Annotated in this window: 18 protein-coding genes and 2 tRNA genes; 16 read left to right on the forward strand and 4 right to left on the reverse strand. The window is 50.9% G+C overall.

The window, feature by feature from the left end:
* Window positions 1-38: 38 nt before the first annotated feature.
* Window positions 39-452, forward strand: coding sequence for a hypothetical protein (locus tag HMPREF0044_RS04675; RefSeq protein ID WP_006546971.1), 414 nt, complete (start codon window positions 39-41; stop codon window positions 450-452).
* A gap of 150 nt (window positions 453-602) precedes the next feature.
* On the opposite strand, the gene gluQRS is transcribed toward HMPREF0044_RS04675, so the two are convergent.
* Window positions 603-1,562, reverse strand: coding sequence for a tRNA glutamyl-Q(34) synthetase GluQRS (gene gluQRS / locus HMPREF0044_RS04680; protein WP_006546972.1), 960 nt, complete (start codon window positions 1,560-1,562; stop codon window positions 603-605).
* 223 nt (window positions 1,563-1,785) lie between these two features.
* Between gluQRS and HMPREF0044_RS04685 the strand changes: the two genes are divergently transcribed.
* From HMPREF0044_RS04685 to HMPREF0044_RS04695, 3 genes are all read left to right on the forward strand, one after another.
* Entirely contained in the window at window positions 1,786-2,784 is a 999-nt protein-coding gene (locus HMPREF0044_RS04685; protein ID WP_006546973.1) for a methionine ABC transporter ATP-binding protein, read from the forward strand.
* A complete protein-coding gene (locus tag HMPREF0044_RS04690) occupies window positions 2,781-3,485 on the forward strand; it encodes a methionine ABC transporter permease (RefSeq protein WP_006546974.1) in 705 nt (234 codons plus the stop codon). The genes HMPREF0044_RS04685 and HMPREF0044_RS04690 overlap by 4 nt, the downstream gene beginning before the upstream one ends.
* 141 nt (window positions 3,486-3,626) lie before the next feature.
* The gene (locus HMPREF0044_RS04695) at window positions 3,627-4,463 is read left to right on the forward strand and encodes a MetQ/NlpA family ABC transporter substrate-binding protein (protein WP_006546975.1); all 837 of its coding nucleotides are present in this window, start codon (window positions 3,627-3,629) and stop codon (window positions 4,461-4,463) included.
* A 102-nt stretch (window positions 4,464-4,565) separates the two neighbouring features.
* Here HMPREF0044_RS04695 and upp read toward each other — a convergent pair whose 3' ends face one another.
* The gene (gene upp / locus HMPREF0044_RS04700) at window positions 4,566-5,204 is read right to left on the reverse strand and encodes a uracil phosphoribosyltransferase (RefSeq protein ID WP_006546976.1); all 639 of its coding nucleotides are present in this window, start codon (window positions 5,202-5,204) and stop codon (window positions 4,566-4,568) included.
* 82 nt (window positions 5,205-5,286) lie between these two features.
* Between upp and tadA the strand changes: the two genes are divergently transcribed.
* On the forward strand, window positions 5,287-5,766 hold the full coding sequence (tadA, locus tag HMPREF0044_RS04705) for a tRNA adenosine(34) deaminase TadA (protein WP_040312986.1): 480 nt from the start codon (window positions 5,287-5,289) through the stop codon (window positions 5,764-5,766).
* Between the two features lie 44 nt (window positions 5,767-5,810).
* Window positions 5,811-5,896, forward strand: a tRNA-Ser gene (locus tag HMPREF0044_RS04710).
* A 205-nt stretch (window positions 5,897-6,101) separates the two neighbouring features.
* Here HMPREF0044_RS04710 and HMPREF0044_RS04715 read toward each other — a convergent pair.
* Entirely contained in the window at window positions 6,102-7,082 is a 981-nt protein-coding gene (locus HMPREF0044_RS04715; RefSeq protein WP_006546978.1) for a PDDEXK family nuclease, read from the reverse strand.
* A gap of 167 nt (window positions 7,083-7,249) precedes the next feature.
* On the reverse strand, window positions 7,250-7,873 hold the full coding sequence (locus HMPREF0044_RS04720; protein WP_006546979.1) for a superoxide dismutase: 624 nt from the start codon (window positions 7,871-7,873) through the stop codon (window positions 7,250-7,252).
* A gap of 275 nt (window positions 7,874-8,148) precedes the next feature.
* Here HMPREF0044_RS04720 and HMPREF0044_RS04725 point away from each other — a divergent pair, with 275 nt between their 5' ends.
* From HMPREF0044_RS04725 to purB, 10 genes are all read left to right on the forward strand, one after another.
* Window positions 8,149-9,678 (forward strand): methyltransferase, encoded by a 1,530-nt coding sequence (locus HMPREF0044_RS04725; RefSeq protein WP_006546980.1) that lies wholly within the window; start codon window positions 8,149-8,151, stop codon window positions 9,676-9,678.
* A 74-nt stretch (window positions 9,679-9,752) separates the two neighbouring features.
* Window positions 9,753-12,509 carry a type I DNA topoisomerase gene (topA, locus tag HMPREF0044_RS04730; RefSeq protein ID WP_040313025.1) on the forward strand — a complete coding sequence of 919 codons (2,757 nt, stop codon included), beginning with the start codon at window positions 9,753-9,755 and terminating at the stop codon, window positions 12,507-12,509.
* Between the two features lie 38 nt (window positions 12,510-12,547).
* Window positions 12,548-13,240, forward strand: a complete 693-nt coding sequence (gene tmk / locus HMPREF0044_RS04735) for a dTMP kinase (protein WP_040312987.1) — start codon at window positions 12,548-12,550, stop codon at window positions 13,238-13,240.
* The gene (locus HMPREF0044_RS04740) at window positions 13,237-14,409 is read left to right on the forward strand and encodes a DNA polymerase III subunit delta' (RefSeq protein ID WP_006546983.1); all 1,173 of its coding nucleotides are present in this window, start codon (window positions 13,237-13,239) and stop codon (window positions 14,407-14,409) included. Before tmk ends, HMPREF0044_RS04740 begins: the two co-directional genes overlap by 4 nt.
* A gap of 18 nt (window positions 14,410-14,427) precedes the next feature.
* Window positions 14,428-16,056, forward strand: coding sequence for an alpha/beta hydrolase (locus tag HMPREF0044_RS04745; RefSeq protein ID WP_006546984.1), 1,629 nt, complete (start codon window positions 14,428-14,430; stop codon window positions 16,054-16,056).
* 100 nt (window positions 16,057-16,156) lie between these two features.
* Window positions 16,157-16,229, forward strand: a tRNA-Thr gene (locus HMPREF0044_RS04750).
* A gap of 444 nt (window positions 16,230-16,673) precedes the next feature.
* Window positions 16,674-17,993, forward strand: a complete 1,320-nt coding sequence (locus tag HMPREF0044_RS04755) for an ABC transporter substrate-binding protein (RefSeq protein WP_006546986.1) — start codon at window positions 16,674-16,676, stop codon at window positions 17,991-17,993.
* Between the two features lie 199 nt (window positions 17,994-18,192).
* Window positions 18,193-19,056: a carbohydrate ABC transporter permease gene (locus HMPREF0044_RS04760; protein WP_006546987.1), complete on the forward strand. Its 864-nt coding sequence runs from the start codon at window positions 18,193-18,195 to the stop codon at window positions 19,054-19,056.
* Window positions 19,056-19,961 (forward strand): carbohydrate ABC transporter permease, encoded by a 906-nt coding sequence (locus HMPREF0044_RS04765; protein ID WP_006546988.1) that lies wholly within the window; start codon window positions 19,056-19,058, stop codon window positions 19,959-19,961. The genes HMPREF0044_RS04760 and HMPREF0044_RS04765 overlap by 1 nt, the downstream gene beginning before the upstream one ends.
* Window positions 19,962-20,071: 110 nt before the next feature.
* A complete protein-coding gene (gene purB / locus HMPREF0044_RS04770; protein ID WP_006546989.1) occupies window positions 20,072-21,535 on the forward strand; it encodes an adenylosuccinate lyase in 1,464 nt (487 codons plus the stop codon).
* Window positions 21,536-21,543 lie beyond the last annotated feature (8 nt).

Raw genomic sequence — 21,543 nt, forward strand, 5'->3', positions numbered from 1 at the left:
GACATAGTACTAATGACCATCGGTGGAAATGACGTGAAATGCGTGAGTTTGTTGACGCCGATGCGGTGATGATTAAGACGGCGTTGCTTGCAGCAGCTGGCGAGCCAACCAGTTTCGGAGAGTTGAGCGCGAAAGAGATGCCATCTTCGGCAGTTGCGGAAAATGGGGTGGGCAATTCTGCTGGTTCTGTTTCCGAGGGCGGTAAGTTTAATGTCCCCGCTAAATCGCAGGTACCCGCGGTGAAATCTGCGAAGTCGGTGAGCGGGGTGCAAAAGTCTGGCCTGCAGGTTTCCGGTAAGTCTGATGCTAATGTGTCTGGTAAGTCAGGAGGGAAAGCTGAGAAGCAACTGGCAGTTACGGGTGTTTCGCAGCAGTTGCTTTGGTTTACGGCTGTGACTTTCTTAGTTGGTGTGGGTGCGGTTGGTTTTGCGTCGCGCCGCCAGCGTTACTGATTGTCGAAGCGTAACTTGCTGGGCTTAGTTTTTAGCTGGTTATTCGTTTAAATTGTCGGAGCGTAACACGCCGCGGATAGGAATCTGGGTGTGTTACGCTTCGACGATTAAAAGCTGGGTAACAGCCTGTTTGGTGTTGAGGTGGGAGTGTTACGCTTCGGGTGGAATGAAGGTCCAGGATTCGCGGTTCATTTGGGTTGCGTCAAAGACTTCGCAGAGTTCTTCTAGGGTGTGGGCGGTGAATCCTAGAGAGGCTGCGATTTCTTCGATTACGCGTGTTACGCTCCAGCCGTGGGAGAGTAATTCGCGTAGGGTTACGGCTCCGTCTCGTTTGGCGAGTCGCGCTCCGGTGGTGGAGAGTACCAGGGGGACGTGCGCGTAGGTGAATGGTGAGTAGCCGAGTTCGTGTGCGATATAGGCTTGTGCGGGTGCAGAGCTTAAGAGGTCGTCGGCGCGTACGATTTGGTCTACGTTTTGCCAGGCGTCATCGACCACCACCGCTAAGTTGTACGCCAAAATGCCGTCGCCGCGCTGTAGGACTACTTGGTCGATGCGTTCGGTGACGGTTCCGAAGAGTTCGTCTTGGATGGTCCATTCGGTGACGCGGGGGCGTAGTCGCAGCGCGGGAGCGCGGTTTGTGGCTGCGAGTTCAGCGCGTTTGGTTTCGCGTTGGCTTTCGGTGAGTTCCGCGCAGGTTCTGGGGTAGAATCCGGGGCGTGCGTGGGGTGCGGAGGAGGCTTCGGCGATTTCTTTACGCGAGCAGTAGCATTCGAAGAGTAGCCCTTTTTCTTTGAGGGTTTCGATGGCTTGGAGGTGGGCGTCGCGCCGGCTGGATTGGTAGAGGGCGTCGCCGTCCCAGGTGAGTCCGAGGGTGGTGAGGTCTTCGAGTTGGCGTTGGGCGGCTCCTTTTTTGACGCGGTCGATGTCTTCGACGCGGACTACGAAGTCGCGGTTGCTTTGTTTTGCCCAGATCCAGGCGAGTGTGGCGGTGCGGAGGTTGCCGATGTGCATGTCGCCAGAGGGGCTGGGGGCGAAGCGCCCGGCTTTGCGGGGTGTTTTTTCTTCCCGAGGGCGGTTGGTCTGGTCTGTTTGTTGGGTTTCTGGACTCATAGTTATTAGTCTAGCTTCCTGGGGTTTTCTTTGAGAATGAAGGGAATGTAGTTTATTTAGACAAACCACCCGAAGTTAGTTTTGGATATTTTCGTCTTAAAATGTGACACAGATTTAGACAGGGTTTTAACCCCAGCGTAGACTTAACGAGGTTAAGAAATAACCCCACTAAAAAATACATGCAGAACTAAACCCGGTTAGGTAAATACGAAAGGAGGCTCCGATGAGCGCAACCATCTCGCTACACGACGTAACTAAGTGTTACACCATTCGTGGCGGAGCCGATGTAGTAGCCCTAAACCACGTAAACCTAGAAATCGAAGCCGGTGCAATCCACGGCATCGTCGGACAATCAGGTGCCGGTAAATCCACTCTGATCCGCTGCCTCACCGCCCTCGAGCACCCCACCGAAGGGGAAATCCTGGTAGGTGGACAGAACCTCTCAGCGCTGTCCGAAAAAGAACTCCGCTTAGAACGCCGCCAAATCGGCATGGTATTCCAAGCTGCAAATCTGTTTGACGCCCGCACCGCATTAGAAAACGTAGCCTATCCGCTACGCATCACCGGTGTTTCCAAGGAAGAAGCCCGCGCAAAAGCCACTGAACTACTACAGGTAGTAGGTCTGCGTGGACGCGAAAACTCCTACCCATCACAACTTTCCGGAGGCCAGCGCCAGCGCGTCGGCATCGCCCGCGCCCTCGCCGCCAAGCCAAGCATTCTACTTTGCGACGAACCAACCTCCGCACTCGACTCTGAAACCACCCGCCAAGTACTGGCACTACTACAGCAGATTCGCGACCATTTCGGCGTGACCATCGTCATCATCACCCACGAAATGGAAGTAGTCCGCTCCATCTGTGACTCCGTTTCCCTCCTAGAACACGGACAAGTCATCGAAACCGGCAAAATCAAAGACGTAGTAGCAGACCCAAATAGTCGCCTGGCGCGCGAACTAGTCCCAGTCCCAAGCATTAATCGCGACGACATTCCAAAGGGACACGTCGTAATCGACACTGCTTTCACCTCACACCCAGGCATTCCAACCGGTGCAGAACTACTCTCCATCGCCTCCTCATTCGGTGCTGACGTAGCAGCAGGCACCTTCGAATCCCTACCAAACGTACAGGTCGGTCGCCTCGCCCTAACCGTAGAACAAGGTGACGCCTGGAATGTTATCGAAGCTTTCCGCTCCCGTGGCTTCCACGCGGAGGTACGCTCATGAACACCGCACTGCTGGAACAAATCCTGCCACTCGCAGTAGACAACACGGAATGGCTCGTCCTCGAAAAAACTTTCGGCTGGGCAGTAGTAGAAACCCTGCTCATGACCTTCATTTCCTCAATCCTCACCGTGATTTTAGGAATCCCGCTGGGACTGCTCGCAGTCTCCACCAGCAAAGACGGACTAACCCCGAACCGCTTCGCGAACCAGATTCTCTCTGCCATCGTGAACATCGGACGCTCCATCCCATTCATCATCCTGATCGTCGCAATCCTGCCATTCACCCGCTTCATCGTGGGAACCACCATCGGTTGGCAAGCAGCCCTGGTGCCACTAACTATTAGTGCCGTACCATTCTTCGCGCGCCTCGTAGAAACCTCAGTGCGTTCAGTAGACTCAGGAAAAATCGAAGCCGCACAAATGATGGGCGCTACCCGCCTAGGCATCATGTTCGGCGTCCAAATCCGAGAAGCTCTCCCAGCCCTCGTACAATCCATCACCGTTCTAGTAATCAGCCTGCTCGGTTTCTCCGCCATGGCAGGTACTATCGGCGCCGGTGGCTTAGGGCAGCTGGCAATCAACTACGGCTACAACCGCTTCATGCCAACCGTCATGCTGGTATCAGTAATCGGCGTAGTCATCATCGTACAAGTCATCCAAATGGTCGGCGATATGATCAGCCGACTGGTAGACCACCGCTGAGCAACTACCAGTCGGGTAAACGCCAAGGCCACGCAGGCCGCCCTCGGAAAAGCGCAACCACAAACAAAACAGTATTTAACGCGCCCAAAATCCGCACAGCATAACGCCAAAACCAAAGACTTAAAAGAAAAAGGAAAAATCATGTCCGTAAAAATCACTCGCGCCCAGTTCTTCTTCGCAGCAACCGCAGTCGCAGCACTAACCCTCTCCGCCTGTGGTGGCACCGCCGACAAAGCAGCCGAAACCACTGAAGGTGGCGTACAGGTAGTTAAAGTAGCTGCCTCCCCATCTCCACACGCAGAAATCCTGCAGTTCATTGACGACAACCTCGCAGCAGAAGCTGGCATCGACCTGGAAATCATCGAATACTCTGACTACGTTATTCCAAACGAAGTACTGGTATCCGGCGAAGTAGACGCAAACTTCTTCCAGACCCTCCCATACCTGGAAGAACAGGGTCCAAAGTTAGGTCTAAAGGGTACCGCCGGCAAGGGCGTGCACCTGGAACCACTGGGCCTGTACTCTGCAAAAGTTAAGGACGTAAAGGAACTTAAGGACGGCGCAGTAATCGGCATCATTGCTGACACCGTGAACCAGGCTCGCGCACTACGCCTACTGGAATCCGAAGGCTTCGTGGAACTTCCAAAGTCCGGTGACGTAAACATTCACACCGTGAAGAAGCTAAAGAACTTCGAATGGCGTGAAGTTGAAGGCGCACAGCTGGTACGCTCCCTGCAAGACGTTGACGCTGCAGTTATCAACGGCAACTACGCTCAAGAAGGCGGCCTATCCTTTAACAAGGACGCAATCGTAGGTGAACCAACCGAAAACAACCCAGCATCTAACCTGCTGGTATGGCGCACCGAAGATGACGGCGTAGAAAAGATCCAGAAGCTCGAACAGCTACTGCACTCTGATGAAGTACGCGAATTCATCGAAAAGACCTGGACCGACGGTTCCGTAATCCCAGTTTTCTGAGACTGAGAAAAATCTAAAACTAAGGGCGGTAGGCACTTTCTTGGAAGTGCCTACCGCCCAGTTTTTCTTTAAGTTTTATTTTCCGCTCTCGGGAAGAACGTTTTAGTCGACTACGCCGTACAAGCGGTCGCCTGCATCGCCCAAGCCAGGCACAATGTAAGCGTGTTCGTTGAGGCGTTCATCAACGGACGCGGTAACGATGTTTACGTCCGCGCGTTCACCAACAGCTTCTTCAACGGTCTTGAGGCCCTCTGGAGCAGCCAGCAAACAGATGCAGGTAACTTCACGCGCACCACGTTCCAGCAGGTATTCGATTGCTGCAATCATGGAGTGTCCGGTTGCCAACATTGGGTCGAGGATGAAGCAGTGACGACCAGACAGGTCATCTGGCAGACGGTTTGCGTAGGTTTCAACGGCCAGAGTCTGTTCGTCGCGCTTCATGCCGAGGAAGCCAACTTCAGCGGTTGGGATCATGCGGGTCATACCTTCGAGCATGCCCAGGCCTGCGCGGAGGATTGGGATGACGATTGGGCGTGGCTCACTGATACGTTTGCCGATGGTTTCGGCAACTGGGGTTTTGATTTTGATGTCTTCTACCTGGACGTCGCGGGTTGCTTCGTAGGCCAGGAGGGTGACCAGTTCGTCTGCGAGCTGGCGGAAGATAGCTGATGGGGTGCGTTCGTCACGCAGTACGGTCAGCTTGTGGTCAATGAGTGGGTGATTAGCAATGTGTAAACGCATACTTCTAAAATACCGCGTTTTGGGGTGTGGGTGTGAGTTCCCGGGGCGGATTATTTATTGTTTTTACGATAGGCTGGTGGCTATGGGTGGTTTTGTTTCTTCATTGACACCGGCAGATTTCCCTGTGTTTATGCGTCAGGCGATGAATTTGGCAGCTGAGGCTGAGCGGGCGGGGGATGTGCCGGTTGGCGCGCTTTTAGTTTCCGAGGGCGGTGAAGTTATTGCCACCGGTTTTAATACGCGTGAGGCTGCGTGTGATCCTTGTGGTCATGCGGAGGTGAATGTTTTACGGGCGGCGGCTGCGAAGTTGGGGACGTGGAGGTTTCCGTCTTATACGCTGGTGGTGACGTTGGAGCCTTGTGTTATGTGTGCGGGGGCGATTGTTTCTGCGCGCGTGGGGCGCGTAGTCTTTGGAGCTTGGGATCGGGCAGCGGGGGCTTGTGGGTCGTTGCGTGATGTTGTGCGTGATCCGCGGGTGAATCACCAGGTTGAGGTGTTTTCCGGGGTCTTAGAAAAGGAATGTGAAACACAGTTGTTGGAGTTTTTCCAAGCTAAGCGTTGAGTGTAAAATGAGTTTGTACTGTGCGGTTTTCTGCATGAGTATTTGGTAGCGTGTCCGAGCGGCCGAAGGTGCAACACTCGAAATGTTGTGTGGTGAATAGCCACCGCGGGTTCAAATCCCGCCGCTACCGCTGTCAAACCCCCCGGAATCTTGCGGAAAAGTAAGGCTCCGGGGGTTCTTGTATGACTTGCGAGAGGGACTGAGGATCGTTGGGGATCATGTGCCTGCTACGTGCCAGTCGGAATATGGGATTTTAGTAAGTTTTTTAGAAAAATATACTAAAACGCTCTTGTTTCATCGGAAAACTAAGGCGTTTTAGTGAGTTTTTCAAAATATTAGACAATTTTCAGTTTGCGAGGCACTGGCACATGTAGTTTTGCTGCTAGGATTTGCGCAAACGCAGGTAAGCGAAGCTCTTTACTATTTACCCGTACCACTACAAAACCTGCAGCCGTAAGTGAAACTTCGCGATCTTTCTCATCTGCATATGAATCAGCAGAAGTGTACTTTTCGTTACCGTCGATTTCAATGATGGTGTTGTATTCCGGTAAATATAGATCCCCAAAACGTTCCTTACCGTTTATAACTACACGTTTTTGAGATTCAATGTTGGTGATCCCTAACTGGTACAGAGCAACTCGTACGGCAGATTCGGCAGCTGATTCCGCAAAAGGATCTAATAGTTTTAGGCGACTTTGCAATCGTTGCTGATATTTTTTCGCGAAATAGGTGGATGCGTACTGTTCTAGGTCTTTAATAATTCGTTTCCAAAGTTCTATACCGGCAACTTTGTTGAATCGGTTGAATTTTAGGGTTTTACGAGCTAATCCATCGGCAGAGACGAACGCCTCGTAGGGATCAGTTAGGCAGAGTAATTCTAAAACGGTTAGATACGCGTTGAGAGTGGGAATTCCGTTAATTAAGGTGACTGCATCTTTTGGGTAGTTTTTGTGTTGGCGTTTTATGAGTGTAGGTTTTATTGTGGGTTTTTCGGGTGAAGCTCCGTGGTAGCATCCGATGGTGTTTTGATTGTTTGTGCCAGTGCTTGTCCCTAAGTAGATGGTGTTGTGTTGGTTCCATGCTGGCGCACCGTATTGAAGTGCGGCAGTTATTCCACTTAGAAATAAGGGAAGTTTAGAGCGTTGTATAGCAAGTTTTGCTAGGAATAGTAGCACTGACCGGTGGATTTCCCATGGGGGAGTGTTGAGGGAGAATTCGAGCCAGTGGGTTTTGGTGACTTGTACGCGTTTTAACGGGTAGGTGGGTGGGGTTTCGCCTGTGTGGTTTGGTGGGGTGGGGATCCAGGTGGTTTTCATATTCCCCAGGTTAGAAAGTTTTGCGTGAGTTTGTTTGGGGTTGTGGATAACTTTCTCGAGGGCGGTTTTCTAGGGCGCTTGAAAATTTAAGGTTAGTTGCAGTAACTATTTGTCCCCCCGCGATAAATGGTTCGCGGGGGGACAAATATTAGTTTAAGGTGTTAGTTTTAAGCCTTGATTAGGCCACTGAAGGTGGAACGTGCAGCGGTAAAGCGAGCTGCTACGTTTGCCCAGTCAACTACGTTCCACCATGCAGAAACATAGTCTGCCTTTACGTTTACGTAGTCCAAGTAGAATGCGTGTTCCCACATGTCCAGCATCAGCAGTGGCACGGTGCCTACTGGGATGTTGCCTTGCTGGTCGAACAGCTGGAAGGTTACCAGACGCTGGCCCAGGGTGTCCCATGCCAGGATTGCCCAGCCGGAGCCCTGAATACCCATTGCGGTAGCTGCGAACTGTGCCTGGAACTTTTCGAAGGAACCGAAGAATTCGTCGATGGCTGCTGCCAGTTCGCCTTCTGGGCGGGAAGCGCCTTCACCGGTCATGTTGGTCCAGAATACGGAGTGGTTAGAGTGGCCACCCAGGTTGAATGCCAGGTTCTTTTCGTGCAGGTTAATAGCTGCGTGGTCGCCAGCTTCGCGGGCTGCTTCGAGCTTTTCCAGTGCTAGGTTTGCACCTGCAACGTAGGCTGCGTGGTGCTTGGAGTGGTGCAGTTCCATGATGCGTGCGGAGATGTGTGGTTCCAGCGCGCCGTAGTCGTAGCCGAGTTCTGGCAGGGTGTAAATAGCCATTGTTACTCCTATTTATATGTAGCTTCTAAGAGAAGCTACGGTTGTGGTCAGGTGGGACTGTCGTCCCGTCTCTTCCACCTTAGCGCGGAAAAATGAAAATAGTGTGACCACGCTTAATTAATAGGTGTATTTCACTTATTTCTGGGACTCTTCTGCGTGGGAACTTAAACTCGCGCGCAGGGCAAACGCGGGAACTGAGTTTCGCGCGCAGAAGATATGCACAGCGTCAGAGCTGCCATTGCACTTCGGGGCTACCGGCTCTACATTTAGTAGTTATGACGCATTTACCTAAGCAACTACATGCAGATGATGAGCTTTATACCAAACTCCGCGCAGAATTAGCTGACTACACGGTAGAGAACCTGGTGGAGGCTTTCGGCGAGGACGCTTACACCAGCTACCAGCGAGAACAGCGTGCCCTGCTGTTGGCTCGTACGAACCAGCTGTTGACTGAAAAACCTTCAGAGCAAGCACATCTAGTGTTGCTAACGCGCCTATTTTTGCTAGGTGAAGAGGTAGATGAAAAAGACTTACAGTTAAACCACGTTAGTTCAGAAGAACTGCAGCAGGCGGGTTTAGTCCATCTAAAAGATAACCGTATGAGCGCTTGTGTTAAGTTGGAACCGCACGCCCTCGAAATGAATGAAAAGCAGTACAACTGGTGGATTGCTTCTGATTTTCCGTCCTCTGTCACAGGTAAACCGGTGGAAAAAGACCACGTTCTGGGTATTGGGGGAGCCACCCGTACTCTCTTACAAGCTACCCCGCGTGACCAAGTGGGGCGCGTCCTGGATTTAGGCACGGGCTGTGGCATTATCGGCATGTACGCGGCGCTCCATGCAGATGAAGTAGTGGCTACGGATATTTCCGCGCGCGCAGTTATGCTGGCTGATTTCAATGCCCACCTGAATGAAGTAAAAATGCAGGTGGTGCAAGGGTCGCTATTTGAGCCAATTAAGGGCGATTTTGACCTGATTTTATCTAACCCGCCTTTCGTGATTACACCTGATAGCCTGCGGGAAACTGGGATTTTAGAGTACCGTGACGGCGGGCAGACGGGAGACAGCCTGGTGGCGCAGGTGGTAGCAGGAGCTGCCGCGCATCTGCGTGAAGGTGGTTTGAGCGTGATGCTGGGCAACTGGGAGATTCCCGAGGGCGCTGACCCGCAACTCCACCCGCAAAGCTGGGTAGCTAACCAGGGGGTGGACGCTTGGGTAGTGCAACGAGAAACTCTGCTGCCACACCATTATGTAGAAATGTGGTTGAGAGATAATGCTCCCGCGTGGATGCGTTCTCAGGCTGATTATGAGCGTGACTATATTAATTGGGTTAACGACTTTATCGCTCGCGGGGTAGCTGAGATTGGGCTGGGGGTAATCACTTTACGGAAACCTGTGTCTAACCGTGGGACTCATTTTGAGTTTAGTGAGATTTCAACGGGCACTTCCGCGTCTGGTCCATATGTTAAGCAGATTCTGACTGAAGTTAGCGAACACCACTTAGAGATTCGCGACACTGATTTCTTTATTCGTGCAGATGATGTCCGCGAGGAACGCCATTATTTGCCGGGGGAGCCTGATCCGCAGATTATTATTGCCACGCAGGGTGGCGGTTTTGGGCAGAGAATCCAGCTAAACACGCATATGGCTGCCACTTTAGGGGCTTGTGATGGGGAGCTGAATATTGGTCAGATTGTCACGGCGATTAGTGTGATTACCGGTGTTGATAAGCAGACGGTAGAGCAGGCTGTGTATGGGCAAATTCCGCAGCTTCTGCTGGCGGGAATGTTGACCAGAGCAAAATGACTGTTATTGTGTAAATCGGAAACTACCTTATATTAGTAACTGAATTTAGTTAAGTATTGAAAGAAGGCGCAGCGGTGGCGAAGAAGCTCGTGATCGTGGAATCCCCAGCTAAGGCAAAGACGATTGCTAATTATTTGGGGGAGGATTACACCGTTAAAGCATCGGTGGGCCACATCCGTGACCTCCCGCAGCCATCTGAGCTGCCTGCGGACATGAAGAAGGGTCCGTACGGTAAGTTCGCTGTGGACGTTGAGAACGATTTCGATGCTTACTATGTGGTTAGTTCAGATAAGAAGAAGGTAGTTACTGAACTTAAGAAGCTGCTGAAAGAGTCTGATGAACTCTATCTGGCAACTGATGAGGACCGCGAGGGTGAGGCAATTGCTTGGCATTTGCTGCAGGTTTTGAAGCCTAAGGTTCCAGTTAAGCGCATGGTTTTCCATGAAATCACTAAGGAAGCGATTGGTCGTGCGTTAGAGAATACTCGCGACGTGGACGCTGCTTTGGTGGACGCACAGGAAACTCGTCGTATTTTGGACCGCCTGGTTGGTTATGAAGTTTCCCCAGTTTTGTGGCGTAAGGTTGCGCCGGGCTTGTCTGCTGGTCGCGTGCAGTCCGTGGCTACTCGCCTGGTGGTGGATCGTGAGCGTGAACGTATGCGTCACGTGAGCGCGTCCTACTGGGATTTGGATGCTGATTTCACGGTTTCTGGCACTGATTTCACGGCGAAAGTGTCTCACCTGAATGGGGTGCGTATCGCCAGCGGCCGAGATTTTTCTGATAACGGTCAGCTTTCTGCTGAAGCTTGGCATTTGGATGAGGATTCTGCGCAGGCGCTGGCAGTTAAGCTGGCAGCTTTAGGGGCATCGGGTGCGTTTGTCGAGGGTGCTATGCAAAAGCCTTACACGCGTCGCCCGGCAGCTCCTTTTACTACTTCTACTTTGCAGCAGGAAGCTGGCCGAAAGCTGAAGTGGAATGCGCGTGATACCATGCGTACCGCACAGTTCTTGTACGAAAACGGTTACATCACTTACATGCGTACGGACTCTACGGCGCTTTCTGCGGAAGCTACGAAGGCAGCTCGTGCGCAGGCGAAGTCCCTTTTCGGTGCGGATAGTGTTCCCGCGCAACCACGTGTTTACGCTAAGAAAGCTAAGGGCGCGCAGGAAGCTCACGAAGCTATCCGCCCAGCTGGTGACCACTTCCGGACTCCGGATCAAGTAGCTTCGGCTCTGAACCCATCTCAGCTGGCACTTTATGACTTGATTTGGAAGCGCACTATTGCTTCCCAGATGACTGATGCGACGGGTACTACCGATACTTTGACGATCGGCATGGATTTGCCTGCGAGTGAAGTTGCCGGCACCGCCCTCGGGAAAGAAATTTCTGGTGAACTGCACGTAAACGCTACTGTTTCTGGCACGGTTATCACGCACCGTGGGTTCCTCGCAGCTTATGAGGAAGGCCGTGACGAAAAGCGTTACGAGGACGCTCGTGAAGATCAACGTCTGCCAAAGCTGGTACAGGGCGACGTTTTGGATGTAACCGGTGCGCAAGCAAGCGGACACCAAACCACTCCACCACCACGCTACACTGAAGCTTCCTTAGTGAAAGCCATGGAAGACCGCGGTATTGGACGCCCATCTACCTATGCGGCAACTATTTCCGTAATCGTTGATCGCGGTTACGTTAATAAGCGCGGACAGGCTCTGGTGCCAACCTGGCTGGCGTTTTCTGTAGTACGCCTGCTGGAAGAAAACCTGGGACGCTTGGTGGACTATGATTTCACCGCCACTATGGAAGCCGACTTGGACCGTATTGCTACGGGTGAAGCTGACCGCGTTAAGTGGCTACAGTCCTTTTACCTGGGTGAAGGAAATGCGGCTCCACTGGTTGGGGAAAACCAGGGTCTGCGTGAAAAAGTTGATTCCTTGGGTGAGATTGATGCTCGTGCGGTTAACTCTATGGAGTTGGGTGAAGGGGTTACTGTTCGCGTTGGAAAGTTCGGCCCTTACCTGGAACGCGAGGATGGTAAGCGCGCGAATATCCCATTTGAAATCGCTCCTGATGAACTGGATCTTGCGAAAGCTGAAGAACTGTTTGCAGTCGCTGAAAATGACGGTCGTATCCTGGGCACTGACCCGGCAACCGGCTATGAGATTCAGGCTTTGGCAGGTCGTTTCGGTCCTTACGTAACGGAAGTTATTCCAGAGCCAGCAGAATCTGAAGAATCTGAAAAGCCTAAGAAGAAGACTGCGAAGATTAAGCCTCGTACGGGTTCTTTGTTTAAGTCCATGGATTTAGCAACCATTACTTTGGAACAGGCTTTGCAGCTGCTGGACTTGCCTCGTGTGGTGGGCACTCACCCTGAGTCTGGGGAGGAAATCACTACTCAGAATGGTCGTTTTGGTCCTTACTTGAAGCATGGTACGGATTCTCGTTCTTTAGAAACTGAAGAGCAGATTTTCACTCTCACTTTAGAAGAAGCTGTTGCTATTTTGGCGCAGCCGAAGGTACGTGGCCGAGCAGCTGCGAAGCCACCTTTGCGTGAGTTCGACGATGATCCTGAGTCCGGTAAAAAGGTCACTATTAAGGATGGTCGTTTCGGCCCTTACATTACGGATGGGGTTACGAATATTACTGTGCCTCGTTCTGAAACTGTAGAAACTATTACGCAGGAACGTGCTTTTGAATTGTTGGCTGAAAAGCGTGCAAAGGGTCCGGTAAAGCGTAAGACTGCGGCTAAAAAGACTACTGCGAAAAAGACTACGGCTAAGAAAACTGCCACAAAGAAAACCACTGCTAAGAAAACCGCAGCTAAAAAAGCTTAGTGAAGTTCACAGCTCACCTAAAAAGAAAGGGCAGAGGCATGCAGCTGAATAACCAGCCAGGACTCTACATCACCTTTGAAGGTGGGGAAGCGTGTGGCAAAACCACGCAGATTGAACTAACCCAGAACTGGCTACGAGACTTAGGCTACCAGCTGACGGTTTCTCGGGAACCGGGTGGTACGGAACTGGGGCAGCAACTGCGGAACCTGATTCTGCACGGTCCTAAAGATATTGATCCACGCTGTGAGGTGCTTCTTTACCTGGCTGACCGCGCCTATCATGTGGCAACGAAGATTCGTCCAGCTTTAGAAGCCGGACAGGTCGTTGTCCAAGACCGCTACTTTGATTCTGCTGTTGCTTACCAAGGGGCAGCTCGCAAACTTGGGGTTTCGGAAGTTCGTGACTTGAACCTCTGGGCAGTAGAAGGACTGATTCCGGAAATCACTTTCTTACTCGATATTGATCCGCGCGTCAGCATGCAGCGTCGCGCCGGAGCAACTGACCGGATCGAAGAAGAACCTTCAGCTTTTCACATTAAGGTTCGGGAACAGTATTTGGCTTTAGCGGCAGCTGAACCGCAGCGTTTCCACGTTCTTAACGCCAGTGACAGTATTGAGGAATTACAGGCACAGATTCGGGAAGTTCTGTTGGGCGCCCTCGAAAAGAAAACCGGTCTGCTGCACAATATTTCCGAGGGCGGTTCGCATAACCTATCCGAGGACGCACAATGAGCGTTTGGGATGAAGTAGTTGGTCAAGAAAAAGCTGTTGCCGCCCTGCAAGAAGCCGCCGTACACGCGCGTGCCACTCTCAACGGTGTAGAAACTGCTAGTCGCGCAATGACTCACGCCTGGCTGGTAACTGGACCACCAGGATCTGGCCGTTCCACTGCCGCTCGTGCTTTCGTAGCTGCCTTGCAGTGTACTCACCCGCAGGTTATCGGCTGTGGAGAATGCGACGGCTGCCGGCACGTAATGGCGAAAACTCACCCAGATGTAACGGATTTTGCCACTGAAAAAAGCATTATCAGTATCGAAGAAGTCCGCGCTTTCATGCATAATGCGCAAAGCGCGCCGTCGCAAGGAAAATGGCGGGTTATCCTGCTTGAAGATGCTGACCGCATGCAGGAACGTACTTCAAACCTGCTACTTAAAGCCATTGAAGAACCTCCGGCGCGAACCGTGTGGGTACTGTGCGCGCCCAGTCCCGAAGACCTTATCACCACTATTCGATCCCGTTGCCGACAGGTAAATCTGCGGATTCCCCCGGTTAAGCAAGTAGCGCAACTGCTCATGCGACGCCACGGTGTCAGCTACGAGGACGCCTACCAGGCAGCTGCACTGGCGCAATCCCATATTGGAATCGCCAGCAAACTAATTACTGACCCAGAAAAACTCCACGATCGTTACACGCAGATTGAAAGTATTCTGGATATTGACAATATTGGTGACGCGGTTTTCTACGTGGAAGAACTCTTAAAAGAGAATAAAGAAAACGTTGAAAAAGACTTAGCGACCAGGAACGCCAGGGAAGAAGCTGAACTGAAACGCACTTTGGGATTGAATGATACTGAACGTATCCCACCTGCCTTGCGTTCTCAACTAACGCAACTTCAAGAAGAGCAAAAGCGTCGGGTGACTCGGGCAACGAAAGATCCGTTGGATCAGCTTTTAGTCAATCTGCTGAGCTTCTTCAGAGATGTTATGGTTATTCAAACGGGGATGAATCATCCGCCGATTAACCAAGGGTACGTGAACTTACTTGAAAATGTCGCTCGTGGTTCCACGCTTGCTGATACGTATCGGAAAGTCACTGCCATTGAAACTGCGCGCAAACGCCTGCAGACTAATACTTCCATCAACTTAGTTTTTGAAGCTCTGATTGCAGACTTAATCAGGTAACAGAAAAATAGGAGAATAATGGTTACCCCAAACCGTAAGCTAAGCGTGAGCCGTGCAGCACTGGCCTCCGCCATGGCAGCTGTTTTGCTGTTGGCGGGCTGTGGCGCGCAAGAAGTGAAACGAGGTAGTCTCAAAGACGTTAAGTCCGCTGAAGAACGCTTCGAATCAAAAGCACCTGATGCAGCACTCCAAAAATTCTATGACCAGGAAGTAACTTGGAAATCCTGTAAAGATAATGAAGCAGTTTCAGAAATTAGTGAAGGTGAGACTGATTTGCCTTCCTATACTTGTGCTGAAATCGACGTGCCCCTGGACTACGCGAACCCAGGTGGGGAAACCATTAAGCTACAGCTAGTGCGCCACTCTAAAGATGGTTCTGTAAAAACCCCGCTTCTCTTTAACCCAGGTGGACCAGGTGGTTCTGCAGTAGGTAGCCTCTCCAACATGGCTAATGCTGTGTTTACTAATGAAGTTCAGCAGGAATATGACCTGGTGGCAGTTGACCCGCGTGGTGTGGGAACTTCTACTCCGATCAAGTGTCTGAGTGATGAAGAAATTGATAACTTGCGTGCCGGCTACACTCTTGACGGTAAGCCATTGCCAGAAGACGACCCAGAATTTAAGGTTGTTAAATCTGAGGCTGAAAAATACTCTCAGAAGTGTTTGGAAAATTCCCGGGGTATTTCTGAGCATGCAGATACTGATTCTGTCGTAGCAGACTTTGACATTGTGCGTGCCGCCCTCGGGCAAGAAAAACTCAACTATTTTGGTTTCTCTTATGGTACTTATATTGGTGCGCTTTACGCTGATACTTTCCCACAGAACGTCGGGTACATGGTGCTTGATAGTGCGGTGGATCCAGCGCTTAACATTGACGAAATTGCTGCCGGACAGGCTGAGGGTTTTGAAGAATCTTTGAAGCACTTCTTAGAAAAGTCTGCGGAAGACGATCCTAAGTTCCCCTTCCGCGGTGCTAATGCTGAAGAAGAATTCTTAAAGTGGCTAAAAGGTATCGATAAGAAACCACTTGAAACTTCTGACCCAGATCGTTTAGCTACCGGAGCTATTGCCCGTTCAGGTATCCTCGGCGGTTTGTACTCTGAGGACTTCTACCAGTTCGTTGCAAGTTCCATCACTATTACTCTGGAGGATGGAAATGGTACGGAACTGATTAACCTTGCTGACTTGCTTAATGATCGTCTTCCTGACGGAACTTACCTGGATAACTCTTTCGATGCTTTTAACGTGGTGAACAATCTGGATTACGCACCGGTAGGGGATGTGGCTGACTGGCAGAAGCATGCCGATGAACTGGCTGCTAAGTATCCGCTGGTGGGGGATCAATTTGGGGGTGCGTCTTCGGCACTTGCAGGTTGGAAGATTAAGCCAAAGAATACTCGCCGGGCGGTAACCGGTGAGGGAGCTGCCCCAATCCTGGTTGTGGGCGGTACCCATGATCCTGCTACCCCATATCAGTGGTCCGTATCGTTGGCGAAGCAGTTAAAGTCTGCTCGTTTGATTACTCAGGAAACTTGGAGTCACGGACAGTACGGACGCAGTGCCGGTGACTGTTTGCGTAAGACTATTGATAGTTACCTGCTGGAAGATAAGGTTCCTGAAAAGGACCTCTACTGTAAAGCAGAGTAAAGCTATTTCACAGAAAAAGCATTTGCCACTCTAGCGTGTATTAGTTAGAGTTGTATTCGTGCCTTAAAGTGCATTACATCGGTAAGAATCTTTAAGGACTGCCACCTTAGCTCAGTCGGTAGAGCAATTCCCTCGTAAAGAATAGGTCGCGGGTTCGATTCCCGCAGGTGGCTCAGCTCAATCCCCCAAGCACATAAGCGCTTGGGGGATTGTTGTTTACTTCTTCCAACTTGGTAAATAGGTTTGGGGTAGTTGTTTTAAAGAGTTTATGCCCCGAAACCTTATCACCACAGGTAACTAGGGGTTTGGGGTAGGTTTTTTGAGAAAAGTTACCCGAACTATTTTGTTGCATCCTTTGGGGTTAGGGAAAGACGAATCGTTTTTCGTGACTAGGGTTTAATGGCAGGGAACTTTTGAAAAGTCAGATGTCTTCTTGAGGATTTGTGGTTTATCCTGTTGCTTTTCCTAGGTTTTATAGGCTTTGACCTATCATTCCCGTTATCTAATTGTTACGGTAAATTCTTAGCAAACGAGGTAGAAACTATCAAAGTTGCGCGTTATCATGGAGAAGTAATCAGAATTCTTCATTCTGAATCACTCGAAGGAGAGGAAAGCACATGGCAACTTCACGCCGTAACAAGGCAGTAGCACTGCTGGCTACTGCTTCCGTCGCATCAATCGCTTTGGCAGCTTGTGGTGGCGCAGCTGATAAGGCAGCTGACAAGCCAGCTGAATCCGGCGAAGCAATCACCATTGAATACCTGCACCGTCTACCTGACGGTGAAGGCATGGTTAAGGTTGAAGAAATCGCAAAGCGTTGGAACGACGAACACCCTAACGTACAGGTAAAGACCACCAAGTTTGATGGTAAGTCCGCAGACATGTTCCTGAAGCTGGAAAATGATGTCAAGGCTGGCACCGCACCATGTCTAGCACAGCTGGGCTACGGCGAAATTCCAGAAGCATTCGTTAAGGGCATGGTTGAAGACGTAACCGCAGAAGCAGAAAAGTACAAGGAAAACTTCTCTGGCGCTTACGGTCAGATGTCCGTAGGTGGCACCGTTGTTGGTCTGCCACAGGATACCGGTCCACTGGTTTACTACTACGATGAAGCAGAATTCAAGGCTCTGGGCATCGAAGTTCCAAAGACCATCGACGAACTGAAGGCTGCTGCAAAGAAGGCAGCTGAACAGGGCAAGTTCATCATCGGTTTCGAACCAGATGAAGCTGGCTACTGGTTGTCCGCACAGGCTGCAGCTGTAGGCGACGCATGGTACTCCGCAGCAGACGGCAAGTGGAAGGTAAACACCGTAAACCGCGGTGCAGAAGTTGTAGCATCCTTCTGGCAGGAAATGCTGGACTCCAAGGCAGCATTCGTATCCGGTCGTTGGGCACCAGAATACGAAAAGGCTCTGCAGGACAAGAAGCTGGTTGGTAATATCGGCCCAGCTTGGGAAGCAGGCTTCTTCTTGGATAACGTTGTTCCAGCAGACAAGGAAGGCACCTGGAAGGTTGCTCTGCTGCCAGACTTCGGTGAAGGCGTAAAGACCGGCCCAGATGGTGGCTCCGGCGTTGCAGTCATGAAGGGCTGTGCACATGTTGCTGAAGCAATGGAATTCAACAACTGGTTCAACACCCAGACCAAGGATCTGGCTACCCAGGGTCTGATTGTTGCAGCTAAGGGTGAAGTTGTTACCCCAGAAAAGGCAAAGCGTCAGTTCGGTGGACAGGACGTTTGGGCAGAACTGGCAAAGGCAAACGAAACCCTGAACCCAGACTTCAACTACATCCCAGGCTACTCTGCAGTAGTTGCACAGATGACCGCTAAGGCAGAAGCAGCAGCTAAGGGCGAAGCAAAGGTAATCGATATCTTCAAGGCAGCTCAGGACGAATCCGTTAAGGTTCTGAAGGATCTGAAGCTCCCAGTAGCTGAGTGATTCAGTAACTGAAATCGATAACCTGAAGTCATAACTTCAAAAGGTTTTGGGGGGGCATTCGAAACCAGGATGCCCCCCAAAATTTTTCTAAAAATACGCTTTAACGCCCTTACCTCTTAGGATAATCGTGTCAGCAAAAACTACTAAGGTAGGCAGTCGTAACCGGGAACGCCACGACGCCATCACCGGGTGGCTCTTCATGCTTCCATTTATTCTGGGATTCATCTTGGTATTCCTTCTGCCGATCGTTTCCTCAATCTACTCATCATTCTTCCAGCAGGTAGCCGCCGGCGGTGGCCTGTATGGTGGCGGTGAACTCACCAACGAATTCGTTGCTTTTGAAAACTACAAGAACGTCGCAACTAACTCTAAGTTCTGGGTTGGTATGGGACGTGTAGTTCTCTACACTGCTATCCAGGTTCCGTTCATGATTCTGAGCGCGCTGGTACTGGCACTGGTACTGGACTCATTCTTGGTTCGACGCGTAACCATCTTCCGCTTGGGCTACTTCTTGCCTTTCGCAATCCCAGGCGTAGTTGCCGCAGGTATTTGGGTGTACCTCTACATTCCAGAAATCTCCCCGATCGTGGCAGGTTTCCAGTCACTGGGAATCGAAGTTGATTTCCTGGGTAAGAACATGGTGCTGTTCTCAATGGCAAATATGACCACCTGGACTTACACCGGCTACAACATGCTAATCTTCCTCGCTGCTTTGCAGGCGATTCCAACTGAACTTGCTGAAGCAGCCCGTATCGACGGGGCAACTGGTTTCCAGATTGTCACGAAGATTAAAATCCCAATGGTTCGTGGCGCCGTGCTGCTAACCGTTCTGCTCTCCATCATCGGCACCATCCAGCTGTACTCGGAACCAACCGTTATGGCAACCGTCAACAAGTGGATGGAACTTGACTACACTCCAATGCAGATTGCCTACAACACCATGTACGGTAACCTCACTCCAGGTGGTGACGGCCCAGCATCCGCAGTTTCCGTAATGATTGCACTGATTGCTGGTACGCTGGCAGTCCTCTACGCACTGGTTGATAAGAAGGTGAACGACTGATGTCTAAAGTAAAGTATTTCCCAGACGGACGCGCTTACACTCCTTCTATTGAAGGCATGCCAGTTCGCTCAGTGGCTCCATCTACTGCAGCTCGTTGGATTACTGTTGGCGTACTGCTTTTGGTATTGGTTTACTTCCTGTTCCCAATCTACTGGCTGGTAGTAGCATCTACTAAGACTAATGCCCAGCTGTTGGGTACCCCGGGTTTAGCATTCGACGAAATCAATGTGGTTACGAACTATAACACTTTGATTGAGTGGACTAAGGGTGACTTCTGGCGCTGGGTGGCGAACTCTGTTTTCTATTCCACTGTGGCAGGCGTTTTAGGTACGTTGCTGTCTGTTTCAGCTGGTTACGCGATGGCAAAGTTCGTGTTCCCTGGCAAGGGCTTCACCTTGGCGTTAATCATGTCTGGTTTGCTCATGCCAGCAGCTTTGCTGACTATTCCGCTGTACCTGATTTTCCATAATATTGGTTTGACGAACACTGTGTGGGCAATCATTATTCCTTCTTCTATCAGCCCATTTGGCGTGTTCTTGGGTCGTGTTTACGCGCAGAGTTCAGTGCCTACGGAACTGATTGAAGCAGCTCGGATTGATGGTGCGGGTGAAGCTCGTATCTTCTTCACGATGGTACTGCGGATTTTGGCTCCTGCTATGGTCACGATTTTCCTTTTCATTTTCGTGGCTACTTGGAATAACTTCTTGCTTCCGCAGATGATGGTCACTACTTCTGATTTGAAGCCGGTGACTTTGGGGTTGTACGGCATGATGAGTTACTTCAACCCTCAGCGTGGCGCGGTTATGCTGGGTGCTTTGTTGGGTGTTATCCCACTGATTGTGCTGTTCTTAGGGTTGCAGAAGTACTGGCAGTCCGGTTTGGCAGCGGGTTCAGTTAAGGGATAATCCTGTCAAAATAACATTATGCGGCACCCTCGGGAAGAAAAATTTCCCGAGGGCGTCTCACATACCTAGCCAATCGGTGCGCGCGCCTAAAAATATGCGAAACTATCCGTATGAGTGAAATTTTCCCGCCAAAAGGTGCTGTTGATCTGTCTGCTGTTGAACCTAAGATTGCTCTGGGCGCTCTGGATGGGCGTTACCGTGGTGTAGTTGGACCACTGGTGAATGATCTTTCTGAGGCGAGCCTTAACCGGGCTCGTGTTTTTGTTGAAGTCGAATGGCTGATTCACCTGTTGGATAAGGAAATCCTGCCGGGTGCTCCCGCTCTCACGGACGCTGACCGCGCTTACTTGCGTCAGATTACTACTGATTTCGACGGGGAAGCTGTGGCTGCTATGGCAGCCATTGAATCTGAGACTCGCCATGATGTTAAGGCCGTGGAATACTACTTGAAGGCAAAGCTGGATGCAGCTGCGGACGTACTACCCGGCACTGTATTGCCACAGCTCCACGAAGTAGTTCATATTTTCTGTACTTCTGAGGATATTAACAACCTCTCTTACGCGCTGATCATTAAGTCTGCGGTTGAAAATACTTGGCTTCCACAGGCGACTGGTTTGGTCAATGATTTGCGTGAACGTGCTTTGCAGGCAGCGGAAATTCCGATGCTGTCTCGTACTCACGGCCAGCCAGCTACTCCAACTACTTTGGGTAAGGAATTAGCTGTTTTCGCACACCGTTTGGGTCGTCAGCTGAAGCGGATTAAGCATACTGAGTACTTGGGTAAGATTAACGGTGCGACTGGTACTTTCTCTGCGCACGTAACGGCTTTGCCTGAGGTTGATTGGCGTGAGGTTTCTCGGTCTTTTGTAGCGGATGTACTGGGCTTGGATTGGAACCCACTGACTACGCAGATTGAATCCCACGACTGGCAGGCGGAACTTTACGCGGATATTGCCCGTTTCAACCGGATTGCGCATAATTTTGCAACTGATGCGTGGACTTATATTTCTTGGGGCTTCTTCCACCAGAATCTGGCAGCCCAGGGGTCTACTGGTTCTTCTACGATGCCTCATAAGGTGAATCCAATTCGTTTCGAGAATGCGGAAGCTAACTTGGAGATTTCTTGTGGTTTGCTGGATGTTTTGGCAGCTACTTTGGTGACTTCTCGTTTGCAGCGTGACCTGACGGATTCTTCTACGCAGCGTAATGTGGGTACGGCTTTGGGGCATTCTTACTTGGCTTTGGATAATCTGCGTAAGGGCTTAGCGGGCGTTGATTTTGACGCTGCACGTATGGCTGCTGACTTGGATGAGAACTGGGAAGTTTTGGGTGAGGCGATTCAGCAGACTATGCGCGTGGCAGCTATTGCCGGTGCTGAGGGTATGGAAAACCCATATGAGCGTTTGAAGGAATTGACTCGCGGTAATCGTGTTAATGGTGAGCAGATGCGCGAGTTCGTGGCTTCTTTGGGGATGCCAGCAGAGTTTGAGGCTCGTTTGCTGAAGCTGACTCCAGCTTCTTATACGGGGATTGCTGCTGAGTTGATTGAGAATCTTCCTGCTTTGGAGGACTGATTTTCAGG

Source organism: Gleimia coleocanis DSM 15436, assembly GCF_000159015.1.
Taxonomy (GTDB): Bacteria; Actinomycetota; Actinomycetes; order Actinomycetales; family Actinomycetaceae; genus Gleimia; species Gleimia coleocanis.

Excerpts from the sequence above, each read along its gene's own strand:
- HMPREF0044_RS04675 (WP_006546971.1), top strand. The coding sequence starts at position 39 with ATGCGTGAGTTTGTTGACGCCGATGCGGTGATGATTAAGACGGCGTTG.
- gluQRS (WP_006546972.1), bottom strand. The coding sequence starts at position 1,562 with ATGAGTCCAGAAACCCAACAAACAGACCAGACCAACCGCCCTCGGGAA.
- HMPREF0044_RS04685 (WP_006546973.1), top strand. The coding sequence starts at position 1,786 with ATGAGCGCAACCATCTCGCTACACGACGTAACTAAGTGTTACACCATT.
- HMPREF0044_RS04690 (WP_006546974.1), top strand. The coding sequence starts at position 2,781 with ATGAACACCGCACTGCTGGAACAAATCCTGCCACTCGCAGTAGACAAC.
- HMPREF0044_RS04695 (WP_006546975.1), top strand. The coding sequence starts at position 3,627 with ATGTCCGTAAAAATCACTCGCGCCCAGTTCTTCTTCGCAGCAACCGCA.
- upp (WP_006546976.1), bottom strand. The coding sequence starts at position 5,204 with ATGCGTTTACACATTGCTAATCACCCACTCATTGACCACAAGCTGACC.
- tadA (WP_040312986.1), top strand. The coding sequence starts at position 5,287 with ATGGGTGGTTTTGTTTCTTCATTGACACCGGCAGATTTCCCTGTGTTT.
- HMPREF0044_RS04715 (WP_006546978.1), bottom strand. The coding sequence starts at position 7,082 with ATGAAAACCACCTGGATCCCCACCCCACCAAACCACACAGGCGAAACC.
- HMPREF0044_RS04720 (WP_006546979.1), bottom strand. The coding sequence starts at position 7,873 with ATGGCTATTTACACCCTGCCAGAACTCGGCTACGACTACGGCGCGCTG.
- HMPREF0044_RS04725 (WP_006546980.1), top strand. The coding sequence starts at position 8,149 with ATGACGCATTTACCTAAGCAACTACATGCAGATGATGAGCTTTATACC.
- tmk (WP_040312987.1), top strand. The coding sequence starts at position 12,548 with ATGCAGCTGAATAACCAGCCAGGACTCTACATCACCTTTGAAGGTGGG.
- HMPREF0044_RS04740 (WP_006546983.1), top strand. The coding sequence starts at position 13,237 with ATGAGCGTTTGGGATGAAGTAGTTGGTCAAGAAAAAGCTGTTGCCGCC.
- HMPREF0044_RS04745 (WP_006546984.1), top strand. The coding sequence starts at position 14,428 with ATGGTTACCCCAAACCGTAAGCTAAGCGTGAGCCGTGCAGCACTGGCC.
- HMPREF0044_RS04755 (WP_006546986.1), top strand. The coding sequence starts at position 16,674 with ATGGCAACTTCACGCCGTAACAAGGCAGTAGCACTGCTGGCTACTGCT.
- HMPREF0044_RS04760 (WP_006546987.1), top strand. The coding sequence starts at position 18,193 with ATGCTTCCATTTATTCTGGGATTCATCTTGGTATTCCTTCTGCCGATC.
- HMPREF0044_RS04765 (WP_006546988.1), top strand. The coding sequence starts at position 19,056 with ATGTCTAAAGTAAAGTATTTCCCAGACGGACGCGCTTACACTCCTTCT.
- purB (WP_006546989.1), top strand. The coding sequence starts at position 20,072 with ATGAGTGAAATTTTCCCGCCAAAAGGTGCTGTTGATCTGTCTGCTGTT.